The organism is Mycolicibacterium sp. XJ662 (assembly GCF_053484035.1).
The window spans coordinates 1,271,688-1,292,803 of record NZ_JBEFTL010000001.1 but is presented as its reverse complement, the minus strand read 5'-3'; the positions used below and the strand labels follow the sequence as shown (position 1 = coordinate 1,292,803).

At 67.6% G+C, this 21,116-nt stretch carries 21 protein-coding genes and 3 tRNA genes; 8 read left to right on the top strand and 16 right to left on the bottom strand.

Annotated elements, in window-relative coordinates; all coding sequences use genetic code 11:
• The 5 genes from ABQE93_RS06020 to ABQE93_RS06000 all read right to left on the bottom strand — a co-directional run bounded on the left by ABQE93_RS06020 (position 1) and on the right by ABQE93_RS06000 (position 6,336).
• The gene (locus tag ABQE93_RS06020; RefSeq protein WP_448406353.1) at positions 1 to 1,836 is read right to left on the bottom strand and encodes a hydantoinase B/oxoprolinase family protein; all 1,836 of its coding nucleotides are present in this window, start codon (positions 1,834 to 1,836) and stop codon (positions 1 to 3) included.
• Positions 1,833 to 3,887, bottom strand: a complete 2,055-nt coding sequence (locus ABQE93_RS06015; protein WP_448406352.1) for a hydantoinase/oxoprolinase family protein — start codon at positions 3,885 to 3,887, stop codon at positions 1,833 to 1,835. The genes ABQE93_RS06020 and ABQE93_RS06015 overlap by 4 nt, the downstream gene beginning before the upstream one ends.
• The gene (locus ABQE93_RS06010) at positions 3,884 to 4,504 is read right to left on the bottom strand and encodes a TetR/AcrR family transcriptional regulator (protein WP_448406350.1); all 621 of its coding nucleotides are present in this window, start codon (positions 4,502 to 4,504) and stop codon (positions 3,884 to 3,886) included. Before ABQE93_RS06010 ends, ABQE93_RS06015 begins: the two co-directional genes overlap by 4 nt.
• A 185-nt stretch (positions 4,505 to 4,689) precedes the next feature.
• Positions 4,690 to 5,718, bottom strand: a complete 1,029-nt coding sequence (locus ABQE93_RS06005; protein ID WP_448406349.1) for a phosphotransferase family protein — start codon at positions 5,716 to 5,718, stop codon at positions 4,690 to 4,692.
• A gap of 9 nt (positions 5,719 to 5,727) precedes the next feature.
• Positions 5,728 to 6,336, bottom strand: coding sequence for a histidine phosphatase family protein (locus tag ABQE93_RS06000; protein WP_448406348.1), 609 nt, complete (start codon positions 6,334 to 6,336; stop codon positions 5,728 to 5,730).
• A gap of 17 nt (positions 6,337 to 6,353) precedes the next feature.
• Between ABQE93_RS06000 and ABQE93_RS05995 the strand changes: the two genes are divergently transcribed.
• Entirely contained in the window at positions 6,354 to 7,115 is a 762-nt protein-coding gene (locus ABQE93_RS05995) for an SDR family NAD(P)-dependent oxidoreductase (protein ID WP_448406347.1), read from the top strand.
• A 104-nt stretch (positions 7,116 to 7,219) separates the two neighbouring features.
• Here ABQE93_RS05995 and ABQE93_RS05990 read toward each other — a convergent pair whose 3' ends face one another.
• Positions 7,220 to 9,097 carry an alkyl/aryl-sulfatase gene (locus ABQE93_RS05990; protein ID WP_448406346.1) on the bottom strand — a complete coding sequence of 626 codons (1,878 nt, stop codon included), beginning with the start codon at positions 9,095 to 9,097 and terminating at the stop codon, positions 7,220 to 7,222.
• Between the two features lie 40 nt (positions 9,098 to 9,137).
• Here ABQE93_RS05990 and ABQE93_RS05985 point away from each other — a divergent pair, with 40 nt between their 5' ends.
• Positions 9,138 to 9,680, top strand: coding sequence for a cupin domain-containing protein (locus tag ABQE93_RS05985; protein ID WP_448406345.1), 543 nt, complete (start codon positions 9,138 to 9,140; stop codon positions 9,678 to 9,680).
• On the opposite strand, the gene ABQE93_RS05980 is transcribed toward ABQE93_RS05985, so the two are convergent.
• From ABQE93_RS05980 to ABQE93_RS05960, 5 genes are all read right to left on the bottom strand, one after another.
• Positions 9,677 to 10,090, bottom strand: a complete 414-nt coding sequence (locus ABQE93_RS05980) for an MmcQ/YjbR family DNA-binding protein (protein ID WP_448406344.1) — start codon at positions 10,088 to 10,090, stop codon at positions 9,677 to 9,679. The two genes, ABQE93_RS05985 and ABQE93_RS05980, sit on opposite strands and share 4 nt — an antisense overlap.
• Complete coding sequence (locus ABQE93_RS05975; RefSeq protein ID WP_448406343.1) at positions 10,083 to 10,586, bottom strand: metallophosphoesterase family protein; 504 nt, start codon at positions 10,584 to 10,586, stop codon at positions 10,083 to 10,085. The genes ABQE93_RS05980 and ABQE93_RS05975 overlap by 8 nt, the downstream gene beginning before the upstream one ends.
• Before the next feature lie 9 nt (positions 10,587 to 10,595).
• Positions 10,596 to 11,606, bottom strand: a complete 1,011-nt coding sequence (locus ABQE93_RS05970; protein WP_448406342.1) for a prenyltransferase — start codon at positions 11,604 to 11,606, stop codon at positions 10,596 to 10,598.
• A gap of 97 nt (positions 11,607 to 11,703) precedes the next feature.
• Positions 11,704 to 11,776, bottom strand: a tRNA-Arg gene (locus ABQE93_RS05965).
• A 35-nt stretch (positions 11,777 to 11,811) separates the two neighbouring features.
• A tRNA-Ser gene (locus ABQE93_RS05960) sits at positions 11,812 to 11,900 on the bottom strand.
• Positions 11,901 to 11,983: 83 nt separating this feature from the next.
• On the opposite strand from ABQE93_RS05960, the gene ABQE93_RS05955 reads away from it, so the two are divergent.
• The 3 genes from ABQE93_RS05955 (at position 11,984) to ABQE93_RS05945 (ending at position 14,472) form a co-directional block, all read left to right on the top strand.
• Positions 11,984 to 13,048, top strand: coding sequence for a pyridoxal phosphate-dependent aminotransferase (locus tag ABQE93_RS05955; protein ID WP_448406341.1), 1,065 nt, complete (start codon positions 11,984 to 11,986; stop codon positions 13,046 to 13,048).
• A 129-nt stretch (positions 13,049 to 13,177) separates the two neighbouring features.
• Positions 13,178 to 13,615 (top strand): hypothetical protein, encoded by a 438-nt coding sequence (locus ABQE93_RS05950; protein ID WP_448406340.1) that lies wholly within the window; start codon positions 13,178 to 13,180, stop codon positions 13,613 to 13,615.
• A 32-nt stretch (positions 13,616 to 13,647) separates the two neighbouring features.
• Positions 13,648 to 14,472 carry a crotonase/enoyl-CoA hydratase family protein gene (locus ABQE93_RS05945; protein WP_448406339.1) on the top strand — a complete coding sequence of 275 codons (825 nt, stop codon included), beginning with the start codon at positions 13,648 to 13,650 and terminating at the stop codon, positions 14,470 to 14,472.
• An 80-nt stretch (positions 14,473 to 14,552) separates the two neighbouring features.
• Here ABQE93_RS05945 and ABQE93_RS05940 read toward each other — a convergent pair whose 3' ends face one another.
• Together ABQE93_RS05940 and ABQE93_RS05935 are read right to left on the bottom strand one after the other, a co-directional pair.
• Positions 14,553 to 15,464, bottom strand: coding sequence for an NAD-dependent epimerase/dehydratase family protein (locus ABQE93_RS05940; protein WP_448406338.1), 912 nt, complete (start codon positions 15,462 to 15,464; stop codon positions 14,553 to 14,555).
• Complete coding sequence (locus ABQE93_RS05935; RefSeq protein ID WP_448406337.1) at positions 15,464 to 15,874, bottom strand: hypothetical protein; 411 nt, start codon at positions 15,872 to 15,874, stop codon at positions 15,464 to 15,466. The genes ABQE93_RS05940 and ABQE93_RS05935 overlap by 1 nt, the downstream gene beginning before the upstream one ends.
• A gap of 43 nt (positions 15,875 to 15,917) precedes the next feature.
• Here ABQE93_RS05935 and pdxR point away from each other — a divergent pair, with 43 nt between their 5' ends.
• Positions 15,918 to 17,303 carry a MocR-like pyridoxine biosynthesis transcription factor PdxR gene (pdxR, locus tag ABQE93_RS05930; RefSeq protein WP_448406336.1) on the top strand — a complete coding sequence of 462 codons (1,386 nt, stop codon included), beginning with the start codon at positions 15,918 to 15,920 and terminating at the stop codon, positions 17,301 to 17,303.
• Between the two features lie 22 nt (positions 17,304 to 17,325).
• On the opposite strand, the gene ABQE93_RS05925 is transcribed toward pdxR, so the two are convergent.
• Positions 17,326 to 17,412, bottom strand: a tRNA-Ser gene (locus tag ABQE93_RS05925).
• Positions 17,413 to 17,443: 31 nt separating this feature from the next.
• Positions 17,444 to 17,956 (bottom strand): MarR family winged helix-turn-helix transcriptional regulator, encoded by a 513-nt coding sequence (locus ABQE93_RS05920; RefSeq protein ID WP_448406335.1) that lies wholly within the window; start codon positions 17,954 to 17,956, stop codon positions 17,444 to 17,446.
• A gap of 78 nt (positions 17,957 to 18,034) precedes the next feature.
• Between ABQE93_RS05920 and ABQE93_RS05915 the strand changes: the two genes are divergently transcribed.
• Positions 18,035 to 19,024, top strand: coding sequence for an NAD(P)H-quinone oxidoreductase (locus ABQE93_RS05915; RefSeq protein ID WP_448406333.1), 990 nt, complete (start codon positions 18,035 to 18,037; stop codon positions 19,022 to 19,024).
• Here ABQE93_RS05915 and ABQE93_RS05910 read toward each other — a convergent pair.
• Positions 19,016 to 20,212: a cysteine desulfurase-like protein gene (locus ABQE93_RS05910; protein WP_448406332.1), complete on the bottom strand. Its 1,197-nt coding sequence runs from the start codon at positions 20,210 to 20,212 to the stop codon at positions 19,016 to 19,018. The genes ABQE93_RS05915 and ABQE93_RS05910 overlap by 9 nt on opposite strands.
• Before the next feature lie 389 nt (positions 20,213 to 20,601).
• On the opposite strand from ABQE93_RS05910, the gene ABQE93_RS05905 reads away from it, so the two are divergent.
• Positions 20,602 to 21,108, top strand: a complete 507-nt coding sequence (locus ABQE93_RS05905; RefSeq protein ID WP_448406331.1) for a bacterial proteasome activator family protein — start codon at positions 20,602 to 20,604, stop codon at positions 21,106 to 21,108.
• Positions 21,109 to 21,116 lie beyond the last annotated feature (8 nt).

Below are 21,116 nucleotides of genomic sequence, written 5' to 3'. Positions count from 1 at the left end.
TTACTCCTGGATGGTCGCTGCGGTCACGATGCCGTTGCGGATGTCACGCGCGACGGCCTGCGGATCGCGCCGTGCCCGATCACCGCAGCCGCCCGCACCCGGGGTCTGATGCACGACGACATCGCGTGCGCCGACCAGCACGCCGGCCTGTTTACTGGACCGAAACTCGGTGTGGCCCGGAACTTCCTCGCGCGCCAACCGGCCGGACTGGTCGACGATTCCTGCCAGCACCTCGGGCTCACCGAGGTCGGTACCGGACGCCCAGGCGTCGAGCGCGTCGCGATAAACCGTGATGTGACCGGTAGCGCCGTTGTCGCCGCCCAACGCGCCGCGCGGTCCGATCCGGCACTGGTCGAGTTGAAACGAGCTTTCGCAATCGGCCAACGGGACGAGCACGCTGCGGGTAGCCGGTCCGCCGCGATACTGCCCAGACCCCGCAGTGTCCGCGACGAACTCGCGTTCCAGCAACAGCACGGGGAAGGCTTCCTCATCGAGTTCGACCGAGGTCACCACGCAGTTGCCGCCCTCCTGGAAGGTGTAGCAGCTGCCGTCGCCCAACGCGGTGCCGCCGAACGGCCCCTGGAACACGTTCATGAAGATGAACGGCGTGGGAACACCGCTGCGGGTGTCGACGCCGACCATGCTGAAGAACGGCACATCGTCGTAGTTCTCGGCTACCGCCATCGCCGGATCCGCTTGCGAAAGCGCCCGTTTCACCAAGTTGATGGCCTTGGCGATGAACATGGTGTGGCCGGCGTTGGTGGACATCGGTGGCAGCGCGTGCAGACAACTACCTGGGGGCAACACCACGTGCACCGGGCGGTAGGCACCCGCATTGGGGCTGATCGACTCCGTAAGCGCCACCTGTAGCCCGAGGTGCGCGCCGGAGACCCCGTCCGACCAGGTGCAGGCGAAGCCGCCCCACTCGTTGCGCGAAGAACCGGAGAAGTCGACCTCCACCTCGCCGCCGTGCTTGCGCACCGTGCAGCGGATCAGCATGGGATCGCCGTCCATGTCGTTGTCCATATAGTCCTCAGCGGACCATTCGCCGTCGGGGATCTGGGTCAGTGCCGCGCGCATCGCCCGCTCGGTGTGGTCCAGGGAGTACTGCACCGCGCCGGCGTAGGCATCCCGTCCGTACCGGTTGACGTAGCGCAGCACCATGTCGGCGCCCAGCTTCAGCGCGGAACGGATGACCTGGAGGTCGTTGATGCTGATATCGGGGATCCGGGTCTGTCCGGTGAACAACTCGACGGTCTCGCGGACGAGTTCGCCTTCGCGGTACAGGTGCCGCGGCGAGATCCGAATCCCTTCGGCGTACATATCGCGCTGCAGGCCCGGACCGAAACCGGCGGGGATCGGGCCACCGATGTCGAGCCAGTGGGTAATGCCGGCGGCGAAGCCGACCAGCTCACCGTCGTCATCGAAGATCGGCATCAGGGTGCCGACGTCGTTGATGTGGCTGCCGCCACGGTAGGGCTCGTTGAAGATGATGACGTCGCCGGGCTTGAAGTTCTCCACACCCCAGTGTTCGATCGCCATCCGTGCATAGAACTGGTTGATCACGTAGTGCCCAGGTGCGGCAGTGCCCATCGCGATCGCGTCGAAGTCCAGGTCACGTTCCGGATCACGGGGAGCGAGCAGCCCGATGCCGAAGTCGTTGACCTCGCTGAGCAGTGGGCTCAGCGCTGCGGTGTTGATCTTGATCTGCATCTGCAGGCCGATGTGTTCCAGCGCGTGCCGGATGACTTCGGCGGTGGTGATGTCGACGCCGTAGCGGTCTTCGACCTCTTGGGCGCCGAGCACGGAAACCGGTTGCGGGGCCAGGATTGTCACTGGTTGTTCTCCTCGATCTCAATGACCACATCGCCGAATTCGTTGACAGTCGCCACATCACCGGTGACGAGCACGCCGGTGTAGGTCTGCGCCTCGATCACCGCCGGACCGGTCAACACCTGATCGGGTGCGAACTCGTCGGCGTTGTAGACCGGTACATCCCGGTTCAGCTGACCCATCAGGGTGATGTCGCGTCGGCGCTTCGGTTGCGCCGGCGTGGTATTGGTCAGCCGCGGCGGGAACAATCGCCGCTGATCGGTGGAGACCGCCCTGGTCCGAAGTGTCTGGACGTAGATCGGCGCCGGCAAGCTGTAGCCGAACTGGCGTTGGTGCGCGGCGGCGAATGCCTCGGACAGATGTTGCAGGGGCTCAGGGTGTTCCGGGTCGATGGCCGCGGCGAGCTCCCAGCGCTGACCGAGATAGGTGGCATCGAGCCACGCTTCCACGACAACGTCGGTGGTACCGCGACCGCGCAGTTGACGGGTCAGCTTGTCCAAACTCCGCCTGGCCTGGCTCAACACGTCGTGGGCGATATCCGCGGTGACGGTCGCCATGACCGGCGTGACTTCCTCCTCGAACGCCTGAGCCGTCAGCAGACCGAACGCCGAGAACACTCCGGACAGGGCCGGGATCACGACCCGCGGCATCTGCAGCGTGCGCGCGATCTGACTGGCGACCAGCGGACCGGCCGCGCCGTAGCTGACGAGCCCGAACTCCCGCGGGTCGGCGCCGCGGTACACCGTGAGGCGGCGCACCGCCTCCGCCATGTTGTGGATGGCGACCTCCAACGCGGTACGGGCCACGTCCTTTTCGGTGAGCGCCAGCGTCTTCGCCAACGGAGCGAAGGCCGCCTCCGCAGCCGCGACGTCCGGGTAGATCTCCCCACCGAGCGGCACCTGGGAATCCAGTACGCCCAGCAGCAGGAATGCATCGGTCACAGTCGGCTGCACGCCGCCGTGCCCGTAGCACGCCGGGCCGGGATCGCTGCCCGCACTCTCCGGACCCACCTTGAGCCCGCCGCCCTCGTCGATCGCGATCAGGCTGCCGCCGCCCGCTCCGATGCTGTGGATCTCCACCACCGGCAGGCTGACCAGGAGGTCGTGTTCGATTTCGAGTTCGCGTTTGACCGACGCTCGGCCGTCGACCACCACGGCGACTTCGGTGCTGGTGCCGCCCATGTCGAAGCCCACCAGGTTGGGCATCTGGAGCCGCTCGGCGTAGGCCTGCACACCCATCACCCCGCCGACGGGCCCGCTGTTGAGCGTCGCCACCGGCCGGGCCGTGACCTGTTCGGCGGTGACCAGGCCACCGTCATTGGTCATGAACGTCAATGGGGCCTCGATGCCGGCCTCGCGCAAGCGGCCTTCGACCCGCGAGGTGTAGGACTCCATCAGCGGCTGGACGTAGGCGTTGAGCACGCAGGTGGAGAACCGGTTGTATTCGCGCGGGAAGGGCGCAACCTCCGCCGACGTGCTCACGCTGATTCCGGGGAACCGGTCGCGGATGAGTTCGGCGGCACGCTGTTCGTGTTGGGGATGCTTGTAGGCGTGCAGGAAGCACACGGCGATGCCTTGACAGCCGTCGTCGACCAGGCGCTGCACCTCCTGCAGGAGGCGGTCTTCATCGAGCTTCATCAGCACGCCGCCGTCGGCCATCAGCCGTTCGCCGACGGTGCGGCGGCGGTACCGCTCGACGATCGGGCGCAGCTCATGAGGCCGACGCCAGCGCGGGTCGACCATCGCTTCGAAAGGCCGCCAACCGCGGGCCATGTCGAGCAGGTCACGGTAGCCGTGGGTGGTCACCATGCCGATGTCGGCACCGCGGCGGGTCAAGATCGCGTTGAGCGCGACCGTCGTGCCGTGCACGATCTGCTCGACGGGCGCGTCACCCGGCCCGGCCTTCTCCACGGTGCGCAGCAGCCCGTTGGCGAGGTCGTCGTACGTCGTCAGTGACTTGGTGCCGATGCGCACGTTCTCACCTTCGGCGAGCACCAGATCGGTGAACGTGCCGCCGGTGTCGATTCCGATCCGCAGCGAAGTATCCGGGCTCATGACCGACCTCCCTTGTCGTTGTCACCGGCGCTCATTCCGTAGACCAGCCGGTCCACGAACTCCTCGGCGATCTCGTCGATGCTCGCCGTGCCTTCGGGGTCGAACCAGAAGGCCGTGAAGTTGCATGCGCCGAGGATCGCGAGCGCGTCCAAACCTGTTTTGCCCGGCCGGAATTCACCGGCGGCAACGCCGTCGTCGATCACCGCTTCGAACATCGACCGGAAGTGGTCGCGCTGGGCGAATACCGTCGCGGCCATCTCACCGGTGAGGTGGCTGTACTCCCTCAGGAACACCGTGCCCTCGGATTTGTAGACGGCCGCCGTTTCCACGGTCTGCTTGATCAGCTCGCGCAGCTTCTCGGTCGGGGACAAGTCGGCGGCGGTGATGCGCTCGGAGTAGTCGCGCAGCCTGGTGGCGAAGCGATCGTGCAGCGCGAACAGCAGCACTTCCTTGCTGGCGACGTGGTAGTAGAGGCCCGCTTTCGTCATGCCCGCCTCTTCGGCGATCTGACGCAGGGAGGCGTTGGCGAACCCTTCGCGCTCCATCACTCGGGCGGCGGCGACGAGGATCCGCTCCGGGATCTCAGGCTTTTGGACTGTGATGTCAGTCTCGGTCACGTGGTTTTGTTCCCTTCATCACTTTACCGGCCGGCCGGTCAAGTAGCGCAGACGCTATCGTGCCCGCAGAAACCTGTCAAGGGGTCACTTACTTGGCGTGAGTACTATGCGCGAGCAGACGCGAAAACCCCCAAAAAGCTTCTGTTTGAGGGTGTTTCGCGTCTGCTCGCGGGGAAAAGTGGGCGCTAGGCCAGCGTCTTGAGGCCCTCGGCGATCAGCGGGCCGACGGCTTCGTCGACCCGTTCGGTGTCGTCGGCGACACCGCCGCCCACGCGGGCCCGGTAGGCGATGCCAGCGGCGATGATCGCCACCTTGAAGCTGCCCAGCGCCATGTAGAAGCCCCAGTTGTCCAGGGACTGCCCTGAGGCCACCGCGTAGCGGTTGGCGAGGTCGTCGACCTCGGGCATCAGCGGTGACGCCCACGCCGAGCTGGCGTGAATGACGTTGAACATCGGATGGCGGTACACGCACATCAGCGCCGCGTCGCTGAGCGGGTCGCCGAGCGTGGACATTTCCCAGTCCAGCACGGCCAGCACCTTGGTGGCGTCGTCGGCGTCGAGCATCGTGTTGTCGATGCGGTAGTCGCCGTGCACGATCGAGCTGCGGCTCTGCGGCGGGATCGCCTGGGCCAGGGCGTCGTGCAGACGTTTGACGTCGGCGTCGCACGGGTCGTCGTCGCGGCGCACGAGTTCCCACTGGCCGCCCCAGCGCCGCACCTGGCGTTCGAGATATCCGCTGGGCTTGCCGAAATCGCCGAGCCCGACCGCCTCGGGGTCCACCGAGTGCAGGTCGGCGAGCACCTTGATCAGCGCGTCGACGCAGTCGCTGATCGCGGCCGTGTCGCCGAGTTGCTCAAGCTCGCTGGCGTAGCGCACCACCCGGCCCTCGACGTACTCGACCATCTGAAACGGTGCGCCGGAAACGGCGTCGTCGTTGCGCATCGTCACCGCGCGCGCCACCGGAACCGGGGTGTCGGCCAGCGCGGCGACCACGCGGTACTCGCGGGCCATATCGTGCGCCGACGGCGTCAGGCCGTGCAGCGGTGGCCGTCGCAGCACCCACTGCGACACGTCGTCGCGCACCAGGAACGTCAGGTTGGAGCGGCCGCCGGCGATCAACTCGGCGCGCAGCTCACCGGCGCGGGATATGCCGACCGAACGAAGATGGCGGTCGAGAGCCGCGAGGTCGAGCCCCTCCGGGGACGGTGTAGTCACCGCCTTTGTCTACCACCGCTGGTTTCGCGGCAGCAGATCCCATACGTGTTCGGTGCCGTTGACCGAGGCCACGTACAGCGGGCCCTCGCGTGAGGACAGCAGCCGGGTCACGCCCGCGTAGTCGACGTTGACGCACAGCACCTTCTCGGTGCGCAGGATGGTGTGCAGCAGCCCGTTGATGACTCCGCCGTGGCTGAACACCGCGACGGTGTCCTCGTGGTCGCCCGCGGCCACCACGTCACGGACGGCCTCGTTGATGCGGTCCAGGAACGCGCCCTCGTCCACGCTGCTGGGCAGGTGTCCGCTGGCCAGCCGGGCCAGCTCCTCGGGGAACTCGGCGGCGATCTGCTCGATCGGGATGTAGTGGGCCAGGTCCCGGTCGTACTCGGCCAGCCGCGCATCGATCTCGATCGGCAAGCCCAGCGCGTCGGCGACCGGTTGCGCGGTTTGCTGGGCGCGGCGCTGCGGGCTGCTGATCAGCCGGGTGATCGGGAACCGCGCCAGCGCATCGGGTAGCCGCGTCGCCTGCTTGACGCCTTCCACGGACAGGTCGGGGTCAGAACCCTGGCCCGGCTCACTGCGATGCGGCAACGCATGCCGGATGAGTAGCAACTGCACCGTGACACCATAAAGCGGTGGGATATGCGGACGAACTGTTCGATCTGACGGACCGGGTGGTGTTGGTCACCGGCGGCAGCCGGGGGCTGGGCCGCGAGATGGCCTTCGCCGCCGCGCAGTGCGGCGCCGACGTCGTCATTGCCAGCCGCAAGTACGACTCGTGTGTGGCCACCGCGTCGGAGATCGCCGAAGCAACCGGGCGCAAGGCGTTCCCGTATCAAGTGCACATCGGGCGCTGGGACGAGCTCGACGGGTTGGTCGACGCGTCCTACGAGCAGTTCGGCAAGGTCGACGTGCTGATCAACAACGCGGGCATGTCGCCGCTGTACGAATCGCTGAGCTCGGTCACCGAGAAGCTGTTCGACTCGGTGCTCAACCTCAACCTCAAGGGCCCGTTCCGGTTGTCGGCTCTGGTCGGCGAGCGGATGGTGGCCGACGGCGGCGGGTCGATCATCAACGTCAGCTCCAGCGGGTCACGCCGACCGCAGCCGGCGCAGTTGCCGTATTCGGCCGCCAAAGCGGGGCTCAACGCGCTGACCGAGGGGCTCGCGCTGGCGTACGGGCCGACGGTGCGGGTCAACACGTTGATGCCGGGTCCGTTCCTCACCGACATCAGCAAGGCCTGGGACATCCCCGCGACGACGAAGGGTGCTCAGCACTTCGCATTGAAGCGGCTCGGCAATCCGCCCGAGATCATCGGCGCCGCTTTATTTTTGATGTCCGACGCGTCGAGCTACACGTCGGGCTCGATCATCCGCGTCGACGGCGGCATCCCCTAGGCGGCTTGCACCGATGCCGAACGTGGGTTACCAACACGGGTTGAGCGGTTGGAGCGTGCCTTAACCCCACGCTCGGCAGACGTTACGGCGTGAGCCCACTCGTCTCAGGGTGTGACGATGTTGAACGCCGGGTCGGGCCGGTCCACCGCGGCGATCAGCGACTCCAGCGCCGCGGTGTCGCCGGTCACCTCCATGCCGGGGGAGGCGTTGTCGCCGACGGCAAGTGCCAGCAGCCGCAGCTTGTTGGCGAGCGCGACGGTAGCCTGCGCGGTGGCCGGGTCGGCGGGCACCTTGCGGTGCACCAGAACCCCGTTGCGCAGCGTCAGCCGGTAGTTGGTGCCGACGTCGAGGAACGTCACGTCGACGGCGATGTCCAGATCCCATGCGCGGGGGCCGTTTACGTTGAGCGCGAGGCTCTCGAAGATCTGCTCGGGGGTCAGCTGCCCCAACAGCGTCGGTGATGTCGGCTGGGTGGCGGTGCCGAAGTTGCCGTCGCGAAGCTCGGTGGCGCCGGACAGGAAGAAGTTGCGCCACACGGCGTTCTCCGCGCCGTAGGCCAACTGTTCCAGCGTGTCCGCGTACAGTGCGCGGGCGCCGCGGTGGTTCTCGTCGGTGAACATAACGTGATCGAGAAGCGTTGCCGCCCAGCGGTAGTCACCGCTATCGAAGGCGGCTTTGGCGAGTTCGACGACGCGGTCGACACCGCCCATCGCCTCGACGTAGCGGGGCCCGATCGCCTCGGGCGGATGCGGCCAGAGCCGCCCGGGGTTGCCGTCGAACCAGCCCATGTAGCGCTGGTAGACGGCCTTGACGTTGTGGCTGACCGAACCGTAGTAGCCGTGGGTGTGCCAGGCCTTGTGCAGCGCGGGCGGCAGCTGGAACTGCTCGGCGATCTCGACACCGGTGTGGCCCTGGTTGATCAGCCGCAGCGTCTGGTCATGCAGATAGGCGTACAGATCGCGTTGCACTGAAAGGTATTCCACGATGCGGTCGTGTCCCCACGTCGGCCAGTGGTGCGACGCGAACACCACATCGGTGCGGCCGGCGAACGTGTCGATCGCCTCGGTGAGGTAGCCGGCCCACACGTGCGGATCGCGTACCAGCGCGCCGCGCAGGGTCAACAGGTTGTGCAGGTTGTGGGTGGCGTTCTCGGCCATGCACAGCGCGCGGTAGCGTGGGAAGTAGAAGTGCATCTCGGCGGGCGCCTCGGTGCCGGGCGCCATCTGGAACTCGATCTCGACGCCGTCGACGGTGTGGGTTTCGCCGGTGCGAATGATGTCGAGGGTCGGCACGATCAGCGCGACCTCACCGGTCGAAGTGCGCTGGCCCAGCCCGCATCCGACCTGGCCCGTAACCCCGATCGGCAGTTGGGTGCCGTACATGTAGGTGGCGCGGCGGGCCATTGCCGTTCCGGCATAGACGTTTTCCTGCACGGCGTGTTCGGTGAAGTGCTCGGGTGCGATGACCGCGACCTTGCCCGCGTCGACGTCGGCCTGGGTCGTCACGCCGAGCACGCCGCCGAAGTGGTCGACGTGGCTGTGGGTATAGATAACAGCGCTGACGGCACGATTACCGCGGTGCTCGCGGTACAGGGCCAGCGCGGCGGCCGCCGTTTCGGTGCTGATCAGCGGGTCGATGACGATGACGCCGGTGTCGCCCTCGATGAAGCTGATGTTGGACAGGTCGAATCCGCGTACCTGGTAGATGCCCTCGACGACCTCGTACAACCCTTGTTTGGCGCACAGTTGGCTTTGCCGCCACAGGCTGGGATGCACCGACGTCGGCGCGTCACCGCCCAGAAACGCGTAGGCGTCGTTGTCCCACACGACGGTGCCGTTGGCCGCCTTGATCACACATGGGCTCAGCGCCGCCAGGAACCCGCGGTCGGCGTTGTCGAAATCTGCGGTGTCGTCGAAGGGCAGGTCGTTGAGGTGTTCGCGGTGGTCAGATTCGATGACTGCGGTCGGCGGTTTCTGTTCCATGTCGACACAATATGCATCCGGTGGATGGTTCACTGCACCAATGGACATACGCCGAGTGGTGACCGGTCATGACGCAGCTGGAAAGTCGGTATTCGTCAGCGACGACACGGTGCAGCCGGCCCGACCGACGTTGATGCCGGGGGCCGAGTTTCACCAGTTGTGGGGTGGCGACAAGGCACCGGAGTTTCCCGGCGACGGTTCGATGCCGCAGTGGCACAGTTACTTTCCGCCTATCGGCGGCTTCCGGTTCGCGATGCTCACGCTGCCGCCGTCGCTCGGCGCCGAAGCCCAGCCGCTGGACATCGAGAAGGGGCTGGCAGAGATGGAAGACATGCTGCCGGGGATGCTCGGCTACATGGATCCCTCGGATCCCGGCATGCACACCACCGACACCATCGACTTCGAGGTGGTGCTGGAGGGCACCGTCGTCCTGGAACTCGACGACGGCGCCGAGGTGACCTTGCGTCCGGGCGACACCGTCGTGCAGAACGGCACGCGGCATCGATGGAAGAACCCTGGCGACACGCCCGCGCGGATGGCGGTGTTCATCTGCGGCGCGTCGCACGCCAACGTGACGCGCTAAAAGCGGTGTTCGGCCAGCCAGCGGTCGGCGCGTCGCCTGGACGCCCGCGACAACCAGGCGTCCTGGATGAGCTCGGTCAGCTCGACGCGTCCGATCTCCCCTAATCGGCTGGCGCGCACCAGGACCGAGAGGTGTCCGTCGAAGCGGTCGGTGGTGAAGAACGGTGAGTTCGGGTCCTGGATCAAGGCCATCTTGTCGGCCTCGGACTCCACCCAGATCATGATGACGTCGGTGTAGCGTTCGCCGGTGTCGGGATCTTCGGCGTCGGGTTGGGGCGTGCGGAAGAACACGAACGACTTTCCGCCGATCTGGTAGATCGGGTTGCCCTTCGGTCCCTCGACGCGGGTGGTGTGCGGCATGCGCGACGCGATCTCGTGGACGTCGGCGACGCGGGCGGGCCGGTCACGCATGCCGGTCGAGCGTGTGCAACAGCACGTCGGACAGCGCGCCGTTGGCGACCCTCGCGGTCATGTAGGTACAGAACGGTTGTCGTCTCCGGTCGGTGGGTGAACCCGGGTTCAACAGGCGCAGACCGGTTTTCGCGGTGGTATCCCAGGGGATGTGGCTGTGGCCGAACACCAACACGTCGGTGTCCGGAAATTGCTTTGCCATCCGGGCTTCGCGGCCGGTCGCGGCGCCGGTCTCGTGTACGACGGTGAAGCGCAGTCCGCCGAGGTTGGCGTCGGCGCGTTCGGGCAGGCAACGGCGCAACTCGGCGTCGTCGTTGTTACCCCAGCACGCAACCAGACGCTTGGCCCGGGCCTCGAGCTTGTCGAGCAGCGAGACGTCCACCCAGTCGCCCGCGTGCAACACGACGTCGGCCTTCGACACTTCGTCCCACACCGCCTCGGGCAGATCGCGGGCCCGCTTGGGAACATGGGTATCTGCGATCAGCAGGAGCCGCACGCCTCCAAGTTAGACGATCCGCAGCACCGCGCCGATCGCCAGCCCGACGACCAGCAGCGCCCCGGCCAGCCGGACGTGCACCCACGCGAGCGCGGCGTACCACAGCGGCCAGACGGGGAAGTTGGGCGGCGGTTCGTCGGGCGGCGGGCGCCGGAAGTACGGCCACAGTTTGACCAGCCGCGGAAGCGCGAGCAGGACCAGCAGCGCCGGCCACGGCATCGCGCCGAGGACCACGGCGACGGCGACCAGCACGTAGAAGCCGACGAGCATCCCGAGCGTGACGGTGCGGGCGCGGGTGGCGCCGAGAATGACGGGCAGGGTGCGGATGCCGCGGGGTTCGTCGTAGGGGATCTTGTCGATGTGCTTGCCCATCAGCACGGTGGTGCACAGCAGGCCGTAGGGGATCGAGGCCAGCACGATGTCCCAGCCGACCGAGCCGACGGCCGAGTAGTAGGTTCCGCACACCATCAGCGGTCCCCACACGATCAGCACGTCGGGTTCGCCGAGGCCGTGCTTTTTGAGCCGCAGCGGCGGCGCGGTGTAGGCGACGGACAGCACGAACCCGGCGAGGCCGAACGCCAGCACCGGCCATCCGCGCGCCCAGGTGAGCACGACGAGGATCGCGAGGTCGGCGAGGTTCACCGCGAGGATCGTCGCGACCAGGGTGCGCTTGCTGACCAGTCCGGACAGCACCGGGTGGGGCGCGTACAGCGCGCGCGGATAGGTGGCCTCGTCGAGCCCGGTGCTGGTGTCGTAGAGGTCGTTCATCAGGTTGTTGGCGATGTGGGCCAGCACGATTCCGACGATGGCGAGGGTGAGCCAGCGCCAGTCCAGGTCCGGGTGGCCGATGGCCAGCAGCGCCGCGACCAGCCCGGCGAACAGCGTCATCGGCAACACGGCCGCGCGGGTGACGACGAGCCAGCGGGTGACGAAATCGATACGCCCGTCCGGCGGCGGGTTGGTGGTGCGCAGCGCGTACATCCACGAACTCAGCCGCGAACGCGATCGGACCTCAGCCATTTCTGGATCGTAGCCCGCGCCGATTTTGCGCTCAGGGTTGTTGTGACGACGCGGCAATAGCCCTGGCTGCTATTTCGCGCCACCGCAGAAGAAAGAGCGCGCCCGAAGGGATTCGAACCCCTAACCTTCTGATCCGTAGTCAGATGCTCTATCCGTTGAGCTACGGGCGCATGTGTTCAATTGTCGGCCGACAAGTCGACCGTCGCGGAGGCGAGAGGATTTGAACCTCCGGTCGCCTTTGAGGGCGACAACTCATTAGCAGTGAGCCCCATTCGGCCGCTCTGGCACGCCTCCTGACGTTTACCGCCGATCCGACAGAGTACACAGCCGCAATAGCGGGAGGCAAAGCGCAGGTGGGTGCCCCATAGACTGGTCCGGTGCCCGCCCGTCTGCGTCCCGAGCTTGCCGATCTGCCCGCCTACACCCCGGGCAAGACGGTGCCGGGTGCGATCAAGATCGCCAGTAACGAGACCGTGCACGGGCCGCTGCCCAGCGTGCGCGAGGCCATCGCGAAGGCCACCGACTCGATCAACCGCTACCCCGACAACGGCTACGTCGCACTCAAGGAACGCCTGGCCGAACACGTTTGTTTCGCCCCTGAGCACATCTCCGTGGGCTGCGGGTCGGTGAGCCTATGCCAGCAGCTGATCCAGATCACCGCGACCGTCGGCGACGAGGTGCTCTACGGCTGGCGCAGCTTCGAGATCTACCCCCTGCAGGTCCGCACAGCCGGCGCCACCCCGGTGCAGGTGCCGCTGACCGACCACGCCTACGACCTCGACGCGATGCTGGCCGCGATCACCGACCGCACCCGGCTGATCTTCGTGTGCAACCCGAACAACCCGACCAGCACGGTCGTCGACCCCGACAAGCTGGCCCGCTTCGTCGCCGCGGTGCCGCCGCACATCCTGGTCGCCATCGACGAGGCCTACGTCGAGTACATCCGCGACCCGTTGGTGCCCGACAGCTTCGGGTTGGTGCGCGCACACCCCAACGTCGTTGTGCTGCGGACGTTTTCGAAGGCCTACGGAATGGCGGGGTTGCGCATCGGTTATGCGGTCGGCGACTCGGACATCATCACCGCGCTGGGCAAGGTTTACGTGCCGTTCACCGCGACCAGCGTTTCCCAAGCCGCGGCCATCGCGTCGCTGGACGCGGCCGATGAGCTGCTGGCCCGCACCGACGCCGTCGTCGCCGAACGCGCCCGGGTGACGCAGGCGCTGCTCGACGCCGGCTACGAGGTGCCGCCGTCGCAGGCCAACTTCGTCTGGTTGCCGCTGCCGGGGCGCGCCCAGGAGTTCGCCGCGGCGTCAGCCGACAACCGCATCATCGTGCGGCCCTACGGCGACGACGGCGTGCGCGTCACCGTCGCCTCCGCGCAGGAGAACGACATGTTCCTCGAGTTCGCGCAGCGCTGGCGGGCATCGGCGGCAAGGGTGTAGCGCTCGCGAAAGGTACACCAGGGCCGTGCAGACCCGCCGACCCACGACCCTGGTGTAGCGGTCGCGAAGTACACAGGTCCTCGGGCATGCGGCTCACGCTACGTCGCTTGTGCGCATATCGTTGCGCAGATGAAGACGCATGTGCGGTGGGCGGCGGCCGCGGCGCTGGTCCTGGTTGGCTTGACGACGGCGTGTACACGCACCACCGAAGGCACCGTCGCGCAGACCACCGAACCCGGTCCGCCCATCACCACCACCACACGCCCGCCGACGACCGGACTGCCCGGGCTACCCGGCGTTCCGATCCCTCAGTTCCCGCTGCCGGGCCGCAACACCGACATCCCGGAGGTGCCGCCGCCGCCGAACGCGCTGAACATGACGTGCAAGGAGTTCAACGGTCTCGACGAGGCCACCCGGCTCGCGGTGGTCCGCGAGATCCTCGAGCAGAAGAACAACCCGCTGGGCCCCGACGGTGAGGCGATCGGCCAGATCCTCGCCGAAGCCGCCTGTCAGTTCCTGCCCTCGGCGACGGTCAACGATGTGCTGCTGGGCGGCGGCCCGCCGTAACAGGGTCTTCGCGAGTCGCTAGCCTTCTGGCCATGGCCGAAACATACGAATCCGTCACCGTCGACATCGAGGATCACGTCGCGACGGTGACGTTGATCGGTCCCGGCAAGGGCAACGCGATGGGGCCGGCGTTCTGGGCCGAGATGCCGGAGGTGTTCGCCAAGCTCGACGCCGACCGCGATGTGCGGGCGATCGTGCTGACCGGGTCGGGGAAGAACTTCAGCTACGGGCTCGACGTGCCGGCGATGGGCGGCACGCTTTCCGGCGTGCTGAGCGACGGGGCGTCGGCCAGGCCGCGCGCGGAGTTCCACGCCACGGTGCTGCGGATGCAGGGGTCGATCAGCGCCGTCGCGGACTGCCGCACGCCGACGATCGCCTCGGTGCACGGCTGGTGCATCGGCGGCGGCGTGGATCTGATCTCGGCCGTCGACATCCGCTACGCCAGCGCCGACGCCAAGTTCTCGGTGCGCGAAATCAAGCTGGCGATGGTGGCCGACGTCGGCAGCCTGGCGCGCCTTCCGCTCATCCTGAACGACGGCCATCTGCGCGAACTGGCCCTGACGGGCAAGGACATCGACGCGGCGCGTGCCGAGAAGATCGGTCTGGTCAACGACGTCTACGACGACGCCGAAGCGTCGCTGGCCGCCGCGCATGCGACCGCGGCCGAGATCGCAGGCAATCCGCCGTTGACCGTGGCGGGCGTCAAGGACGTGCTGGATCAGCAGCGCATCGCCCGCGTCTCGGAAAGCCTGCGCTACGTGGCGGCGTGGAATTCGGCGTTCCTGCCGTCGAAGGACTTGACCGAGGGCATCAGCGCGACGTTCGAGAAGCGCAAGCCGAACTTCACCGGGGAGTAGTCGCCCTCGCGCGACGAACGTTCCTTACCGCTCGAAGTTCCGGCGATTTTTCGAGCGGTAAGGAACGTTCGCGTGCAAATTCAGACTCGCGGACGGGGCGTCCAGCCGAGTTCCGCCTTGGCCTTGGCGTTGGACAACGGCAGCCAGGTGTCGGCGAAGGCGGCCCGACCGTAGGGCGCGATCAAGCCGAACAGCCGCGGGGAGAGCGGCAGCGGCCGCGGTCGACGTAGCCCGGCCGCCATCTCGCGCACATAGTCGCCGAAGGACTGCGGCCGGTCGTCGACGATGTTGTAGATCTGCCCGCCCCGGCCCTTATCCACGGCATTGGCGGTCGCCGCGACGACGTCGTCGATGTGGATCCACGACACGACGCCCGTCCCGGTGACCGCAGGCATCAGCCACCACTTCGCCAGCCGGGTGAACATCTGCGTGTGCGGCACATCGGGCCCGTAGAAAGCCCCGTAGCGCAACACGATTCCCTCGGTGTCGCTGTGCTCAGCCGACGTCAACACCACCTGTTCCATGCCGCGCAGCGCCTTGAGCATGTCGGCACCACCTGGCGGCGGCGGGCCGGGATACGGATCGGTCTCGTCCATCAGCGGCGGCCCAGTCGAACCGTAGCCGTATGCGAAGATCACCGACTCGGCCACCACGCGTCGCACACCGGCGCGTTGGGCAGCGTGCACCAGATTCGGTGCGCCGCTGCCCCATAGCTTCCTGGCCGGCTCGAAGTCCTTGACCCGCATGGGTCCTCGCTTCGGCAGCGTGGTCAGCAGGCTGATCACCACGTCGGGCCGGATGTCGGCGACCACCGCGTCGGTCTCGGCCGCATCGAACACGTCGGCCACCACCGGTTGGGCGCCGGTCGCCGCGATCTCGGCCGTCTTGGCCGAAGACCGGGTCATGCCGACGGCGTCGTGGCCACGGGCGCGCAGTTCACGCAGCAGCGGAAGTCCCGGCACGCTCGTGGCGCCTGCGACCAGCACGCGCATCAGTTCGCCCGCTCGCTAACGATGCTGGCGCGCAAGGCAATCGCCAGGATCACCGTGGTACCCGCCAGGCCGCCGGCCTCCAACCAGCCGATCCAGTCGCCCGCGCCGTGGTGCGGGTCGACGACGTGGCTGATGGTGTGCAGCGCCCAATGTACCGTCGCGAACGCCAGCGCAGGAACCCGCCACGACCGCCAGCGCAGCGCCGCCAACAACATCAGACCCTGCGGGATTTCGAACGTCGCGTTGTCGAAGATGTAGTGGTCGTTGCGGACGCCGAAGTTGCCGAGCGTGTCGAAGAAGATGCCGGGGGCGACGAGCATGAACAACCCGATGGCCAGCGCATACACCCCGAACACGACGAGGGTGACCTCGACGAACCCGGCTCTTGTGCGCGTCGGTGTCGTTGTCATACGGTCACGCTAATGCACTAATGGCCTCAGGTAAGGCACCACTTTGAAGACAATTTCGGGTACCACTTCTGGGCCGGAGTTACTGATCGAACTCGACCGCACCAGCGCCGGACCGCTGGGCCGCCAACTGGCCGACGGCCTTCGCGACGCGATCCGCACCGGTCGGCTCGCCCCGCGCACCCGGCTGCCGTCGACGCGGGTGCTGGCCACCGACCTGGGCGTCTCGCGCCGGCTCGTCGTGGACGCGTACAGCCAACTGGTCGCCGAAGGCTTTCTGATCAGCAGGCACGGCTCGGGCACCCGGGTCGCCACGGTGGACGCGGTCAGCACTCCGCGGCGCGGACCCGAGCCCGCCAGGCGCTACGACGTCGACTTCGCGCCTGGCTCACCGGACCTCGGCAACTTCCCGCGCCACGCATGGCTGCGGGCGCTGCGCCAGGGCTTGGCCGAGGCCGAGTCGGAGGCGTTCGGCTATGTCAACCCGCAGGGTCTGCCCGCGGCGCGCGAGGCGCTCGCGGAGTACCTGCGCCGCACCCGCGGTGTACAGGCCGACCCGCAGCACATCGTGCTGTGCTCCGGCGCCACCCAGGCCATCGCGCTGCTGTCCCAGAGCCTGCGCGCGACCCCGGTGGCGATGGAGGATCCCGGCTTCTGGCTGCACCGGATGGTCCTGCGGCACAACGGCATTGAGCCGCTGGCGGTGGCGGTCGATGACGACGGCCTCGACGTCGACGCCCTGGCGGCTAGCGGCGCCGAAGCGGTGCTGGCCACCCCGGCGCACCAATCCCCGACCGGTGTGGTGTTGTCGGCGGCGCGCCGCACCGCGCTGGTCGAGTGGGCGCGCGCGGGGCACCTCGTCGTCGAGGACGACTACGACGCCGAATACCGCTACGACCGGGCGCCGGTCGGGGCGCTGCAGGCCATCGCCCCCGATCGGGTGGTGCACGTCGGCTCGATCAGCAAAACGCTGGCGCCGGGGTTACGCATCGGCTGGATGGTGTTGCCCGCCAACATGGTCGCAGAGCTGACCCTGGCCAAGGGGTTGGCCGACACCGGAAGCTCGGTGACCGACCAGATCGCCTTCACTGCGCTGCTGACGTCCGGCGCCTATGACCGACACCTGCGGCAGATGCGCCGGCGCTACCTGGCTCGCCGAAACGCGTTGTTGCGGGCACTATCTCACTACTTTCCCGAGGCCACCGTGCTGGGCGCAGCCGCTGGCGTGCATCTGACGGTGCGTTTCCCCGACGACTTTCCGGTCGACGAGGTGGTGGACCGGGCCGCGCGGATGCGCGTCCGGGTGGAGCCGCTGGCGCCGTGCTACGCCGAACCGGCCACAGCGCCACCGGGTTTGATGCTGGGCTACGCCAACCTGACCGAGTCGCAGATCATGGCCGGTGTGCAGACGCTGGCGCGCGCCGCCCGCTGACCCACGAAAGAATCCTGCGCAGCGGTGGCGGAGGGATTTGAACCCCCGGACGGTGTTAGCCGTCTCTCGCTTTCAAGGCGAGTGCATTAGGCCGCTCTGCCACGCCACCGCCGACAAGGGTACGGGGTCTGACGCGGCGGCTACACCCGGCCGAGTTTGGCCGACGGCGCCTCCGACTTGAGGGCCACGCTGATGCGCCGGCAGTTCTCCCCCATTGCCGCGACCTGCGGGCGCGACAGCCGGCCCAGAAAGTGCAGGCGTACGCCCTCGCCGTAGGTCTTCAGCGCCTCGCGCACGGCGGTGCGGCCCTCGTCGGTGATGGTGGCCAGCACCCCGCGGCCGTCGTCGGGGCTGGCGCCGCGACGCACCAGACCCTGCAACTCCAGCCGGCGGATCTGCCGGGTGACGCGGCTCGGAAGCGACATCAAGCCGTCGGCCAGGTCCCCCATCCGCGACGATCCGGTGGCCGACTTGTCCAGGATGTCGAGCAGCCGCACGTCGTTCAGCGTCAGGTGATGGGCGTCGACCAGCGACCGGTTCAGCGTGGCGTACAGCCGCAGCGCCGAGTCGAGAAAGTTTTGCCAGGACCTCTGTTCAGCGATGTCCAAACCCGGCATATCACTGGCGGTACGTCCCCCGATGATCCCCTCCATTCCGCAATAGTAAACATATGTTGGATTGCTGGGAAGGTGTCGGCGGTACTGTTTTCCCAGCGTAGTAGCCTTATTTGAATGCATGCTGTCTTGGCCGAAACCGAAAATCGACTGACCTGGCAAGAAATCGCCGATATCGAGGCCGGTAGCGGCGAGGTGCTGGTCAAGGTTCACACCGCCGGGGTCAACCGGGCCGATCTGCTTCAGGCCGCCGGAAAGTATCCGCCCCCACCGGGGGCCAGCGAGATTCTCGGCCTGGAGGTGTCCGGGACGATCGCCGCGGTCGGCGACGGCGTCACCGGATGGGCCGTCGGGCAACAGGTCTGCGCTTTGCTGGCGGGCGGTGGATATGCGGAGTACGTCGCGGTGCCGGCCGGCCAGGTCATGCCGGTTCCCGACGGGGTGAGCCTGCACCACGCGGCCGGGCTTCCCGAAGTCGCCTGCACGGTGTGGTCCAACGTGGTGATGACGGCCGGTCTGAGCTCCGGTCAACTGATGCTCGTGCACGGCGGCGGAAGCGGAATCGGCACGCACGCCGTTCAGGTGGGCCGTGCGCTTGGATGCCGGGTCGCGGTCACCGCGGGCTCGCGCAACAAGCTGGACCTGTGCGCCGAACTGGGCGCTGAGATCACCATCAACTACCGCGACGAGGACTTTGTCGAGCGGATCCGCGCCGAGTCCGACGCCGGCGCCGACGTGATCCTCGACATCATGGGTGCGGCCTACCTCGATCGCAACGTCGACGCGCTGGCACCCGACGGTCGGCTGGTGATCATCGGCATGCAGGGCGGTGTGAAGGGCGAGTTGAACATCGGCAAGCTGTTGAGCAAGCGCGGCGGGGTGATCGCCACCGCGCTGCGCGCCCGCCCTGTTACCGGCCGGGGCAGCAAGAGCGACATCGTCACCGAGGTGGTCGCCAACGTGTGGCCGTTGGTCGAGAGCGGTCAGGTGCGCCCGATCATCGGCGCCGAGTTCCCGATCACCCAGGCCCAGGCCGCACACGAGATGTTGTCCTCCGGCGACGTCGCCGGCAAGATCCTGCTGCGCGTCGAGGACGGCTCAGCCTAGGGACGCCAGCGTCCGCACCAGCTGATCGACTTCGGCCATCGTCGTGTAGTGCGCCAGCCCGATCGTGACCGCGCCGCCGATGTCGTTGACGCCGATGGCTTCCAGCACCCGCGAGTTCGCGTTGGAGATCGCCAGGATCCCGTTGTCGGCCAACCGCTGCACCACCCGTTCGGCAGGCACATTGTTGATCGCGAAGCTGAGCACCGGGATCCGGACTTCGGGCCGTCCGATGACCATGACTGTCGGCAGCGAGCGCAGCGCGCTCAGCAGGTAGTCGAACAGCCGATCCATGTAGGCCGCGGCCGATTGCATTGATACGGCGAGCCTTTCGCGGCGGGTGCCGCTCGCCGACTCGTCGAGGGTCGCCAGGTAGTCGATGGAGGCGACGACGCCGGCGAGCATGCCGAACTGATGCGTGCCGACCTCCAGCCGCGCCGGTCCGGTGGCGTCGGGGTCCAACGAGACCGAGTGGAGCGAGTCGATCATCGCCGGGTCCCGGAACACCAGCGCGCCGATCGGCGGCCCGCCCCACGCCACGGCGTTGACCGCCACCACGTCGGCGTCGATCTCGTCGATGTCGATCAACCGGTACGGTGCGGCGGCCGAATGGTCGACGACCACCAGCGCGCCGAGATCGTGGGCCAGCTTGGTGACCGCCCGCAAATCGGTGACCGTACCCAAAGCCGCTGAGGCCGAGGCGATTGCGACCAGCCGGGTGGGCCGGGTGATCAGGCTCTCCCACTGCCAGTTCGGCAGTTCCCCGGTCTCGATGTCGACCTCGGCCCACTTGGACTTGGCGCCGTAGCGGTTCGCCGCGCGCAGCCACGGCGCGATGTTGGCTTCGTCGTCGAGGCGGGTCACCACGATCTCGTAGCCCAGCCCGACGCGCGACGACGACGCGTCGGCCAGCGCGGTGATCAGCACGGCGCGGTCGGAGCCCAGCACGACCCCGCGCGGATCGGCGTTGACGAGGTCGGCCACCGCCTGGCGCGCGGCGGCGAGCACCGCGGCGCTGCGCTGAGCGGCCGGGTGCGGGCCCACCGGGGTGGGCATCGAACCGCGAAACGCCGTGGAGACGGCCCTGCCGACGGCGTCGGGCAGCAGCATGCCGTGCTGCGCATCGAAGCGCACCCATGCGTCGCCCAAGGACGGGTGCAAGCCCCGCACCCGGGCGACGTCGTATGCCATGCCAGCCCACCTTTGAGCGTGTGTGAAATCACGACCGACACGAAGTTTCGGCCGATGCCGGCCCGACCCGCCCTGCCGGGCTGGGTCGCCTGCGTGGCCATAGTAGTCGAGTCAGCGGCGGGTGCGGAGTGCTAGTTCCATAGTTGTTGCTCACTATCCATTGACGGCGCGTTGCATTGACGGTATCCAATGGCCAAGACGCATAATGGATTGCAGCGGCGTCTGCAATGGCTTTGCTGCCGTGACACCGGCCGTCGCAGACTTAGATGCAAACCGGCGGTGCGCGGGTGCGCCGTGGCGCAGGGGCTAGTGTCGCCAGATAGGTTACGAACCGGCGCGAACTGCTCGGCTAGGCGATAAGACGGCGATTACAGGGAAACTTCACGGACATGACCACCAACAGCGATGACGACAACATCGAAATCATCGGCGGCGACGGGGCGGCGGCCGAGGAGGAATCCGACGGCAAATCGCTGACCGACCTCGTGGAGCAGCCGGCCAAGGTGATGCGGATCGGCACCATGATCAAGCAGCTGCTCGAGGAGGTGCGGGCGGCACCGCTGGACGAGGCCAGCCGCCACCGGCTCCGCGAGATCCACCGGACCAGCATCACCGAGCTCGAGGACGGCCTCGCGCCCGAACTGCGTGAAGAGCTCGAGCGGCTCACCCTGCCGTTCACCGAAGAGTCGGTGCCCTCCGACGCCGAGCTGCGGGTCGCCCAGGCTCAGCTCGTCGGCTGGCTGGAGGGGCTGTTCCACGGTATCCAGACCGCGCTGTTCGCCCAGCAGATGGCCGCGCGCCAGCAGCTCGAGCAGATGCGTCAGGGTGCGCTGCCGCCCGGGATGGGCGGCCCGGCAGGTCCGCGTGGCGGACACGGCACCGGACAGTACCTGTAGGAGCCCGG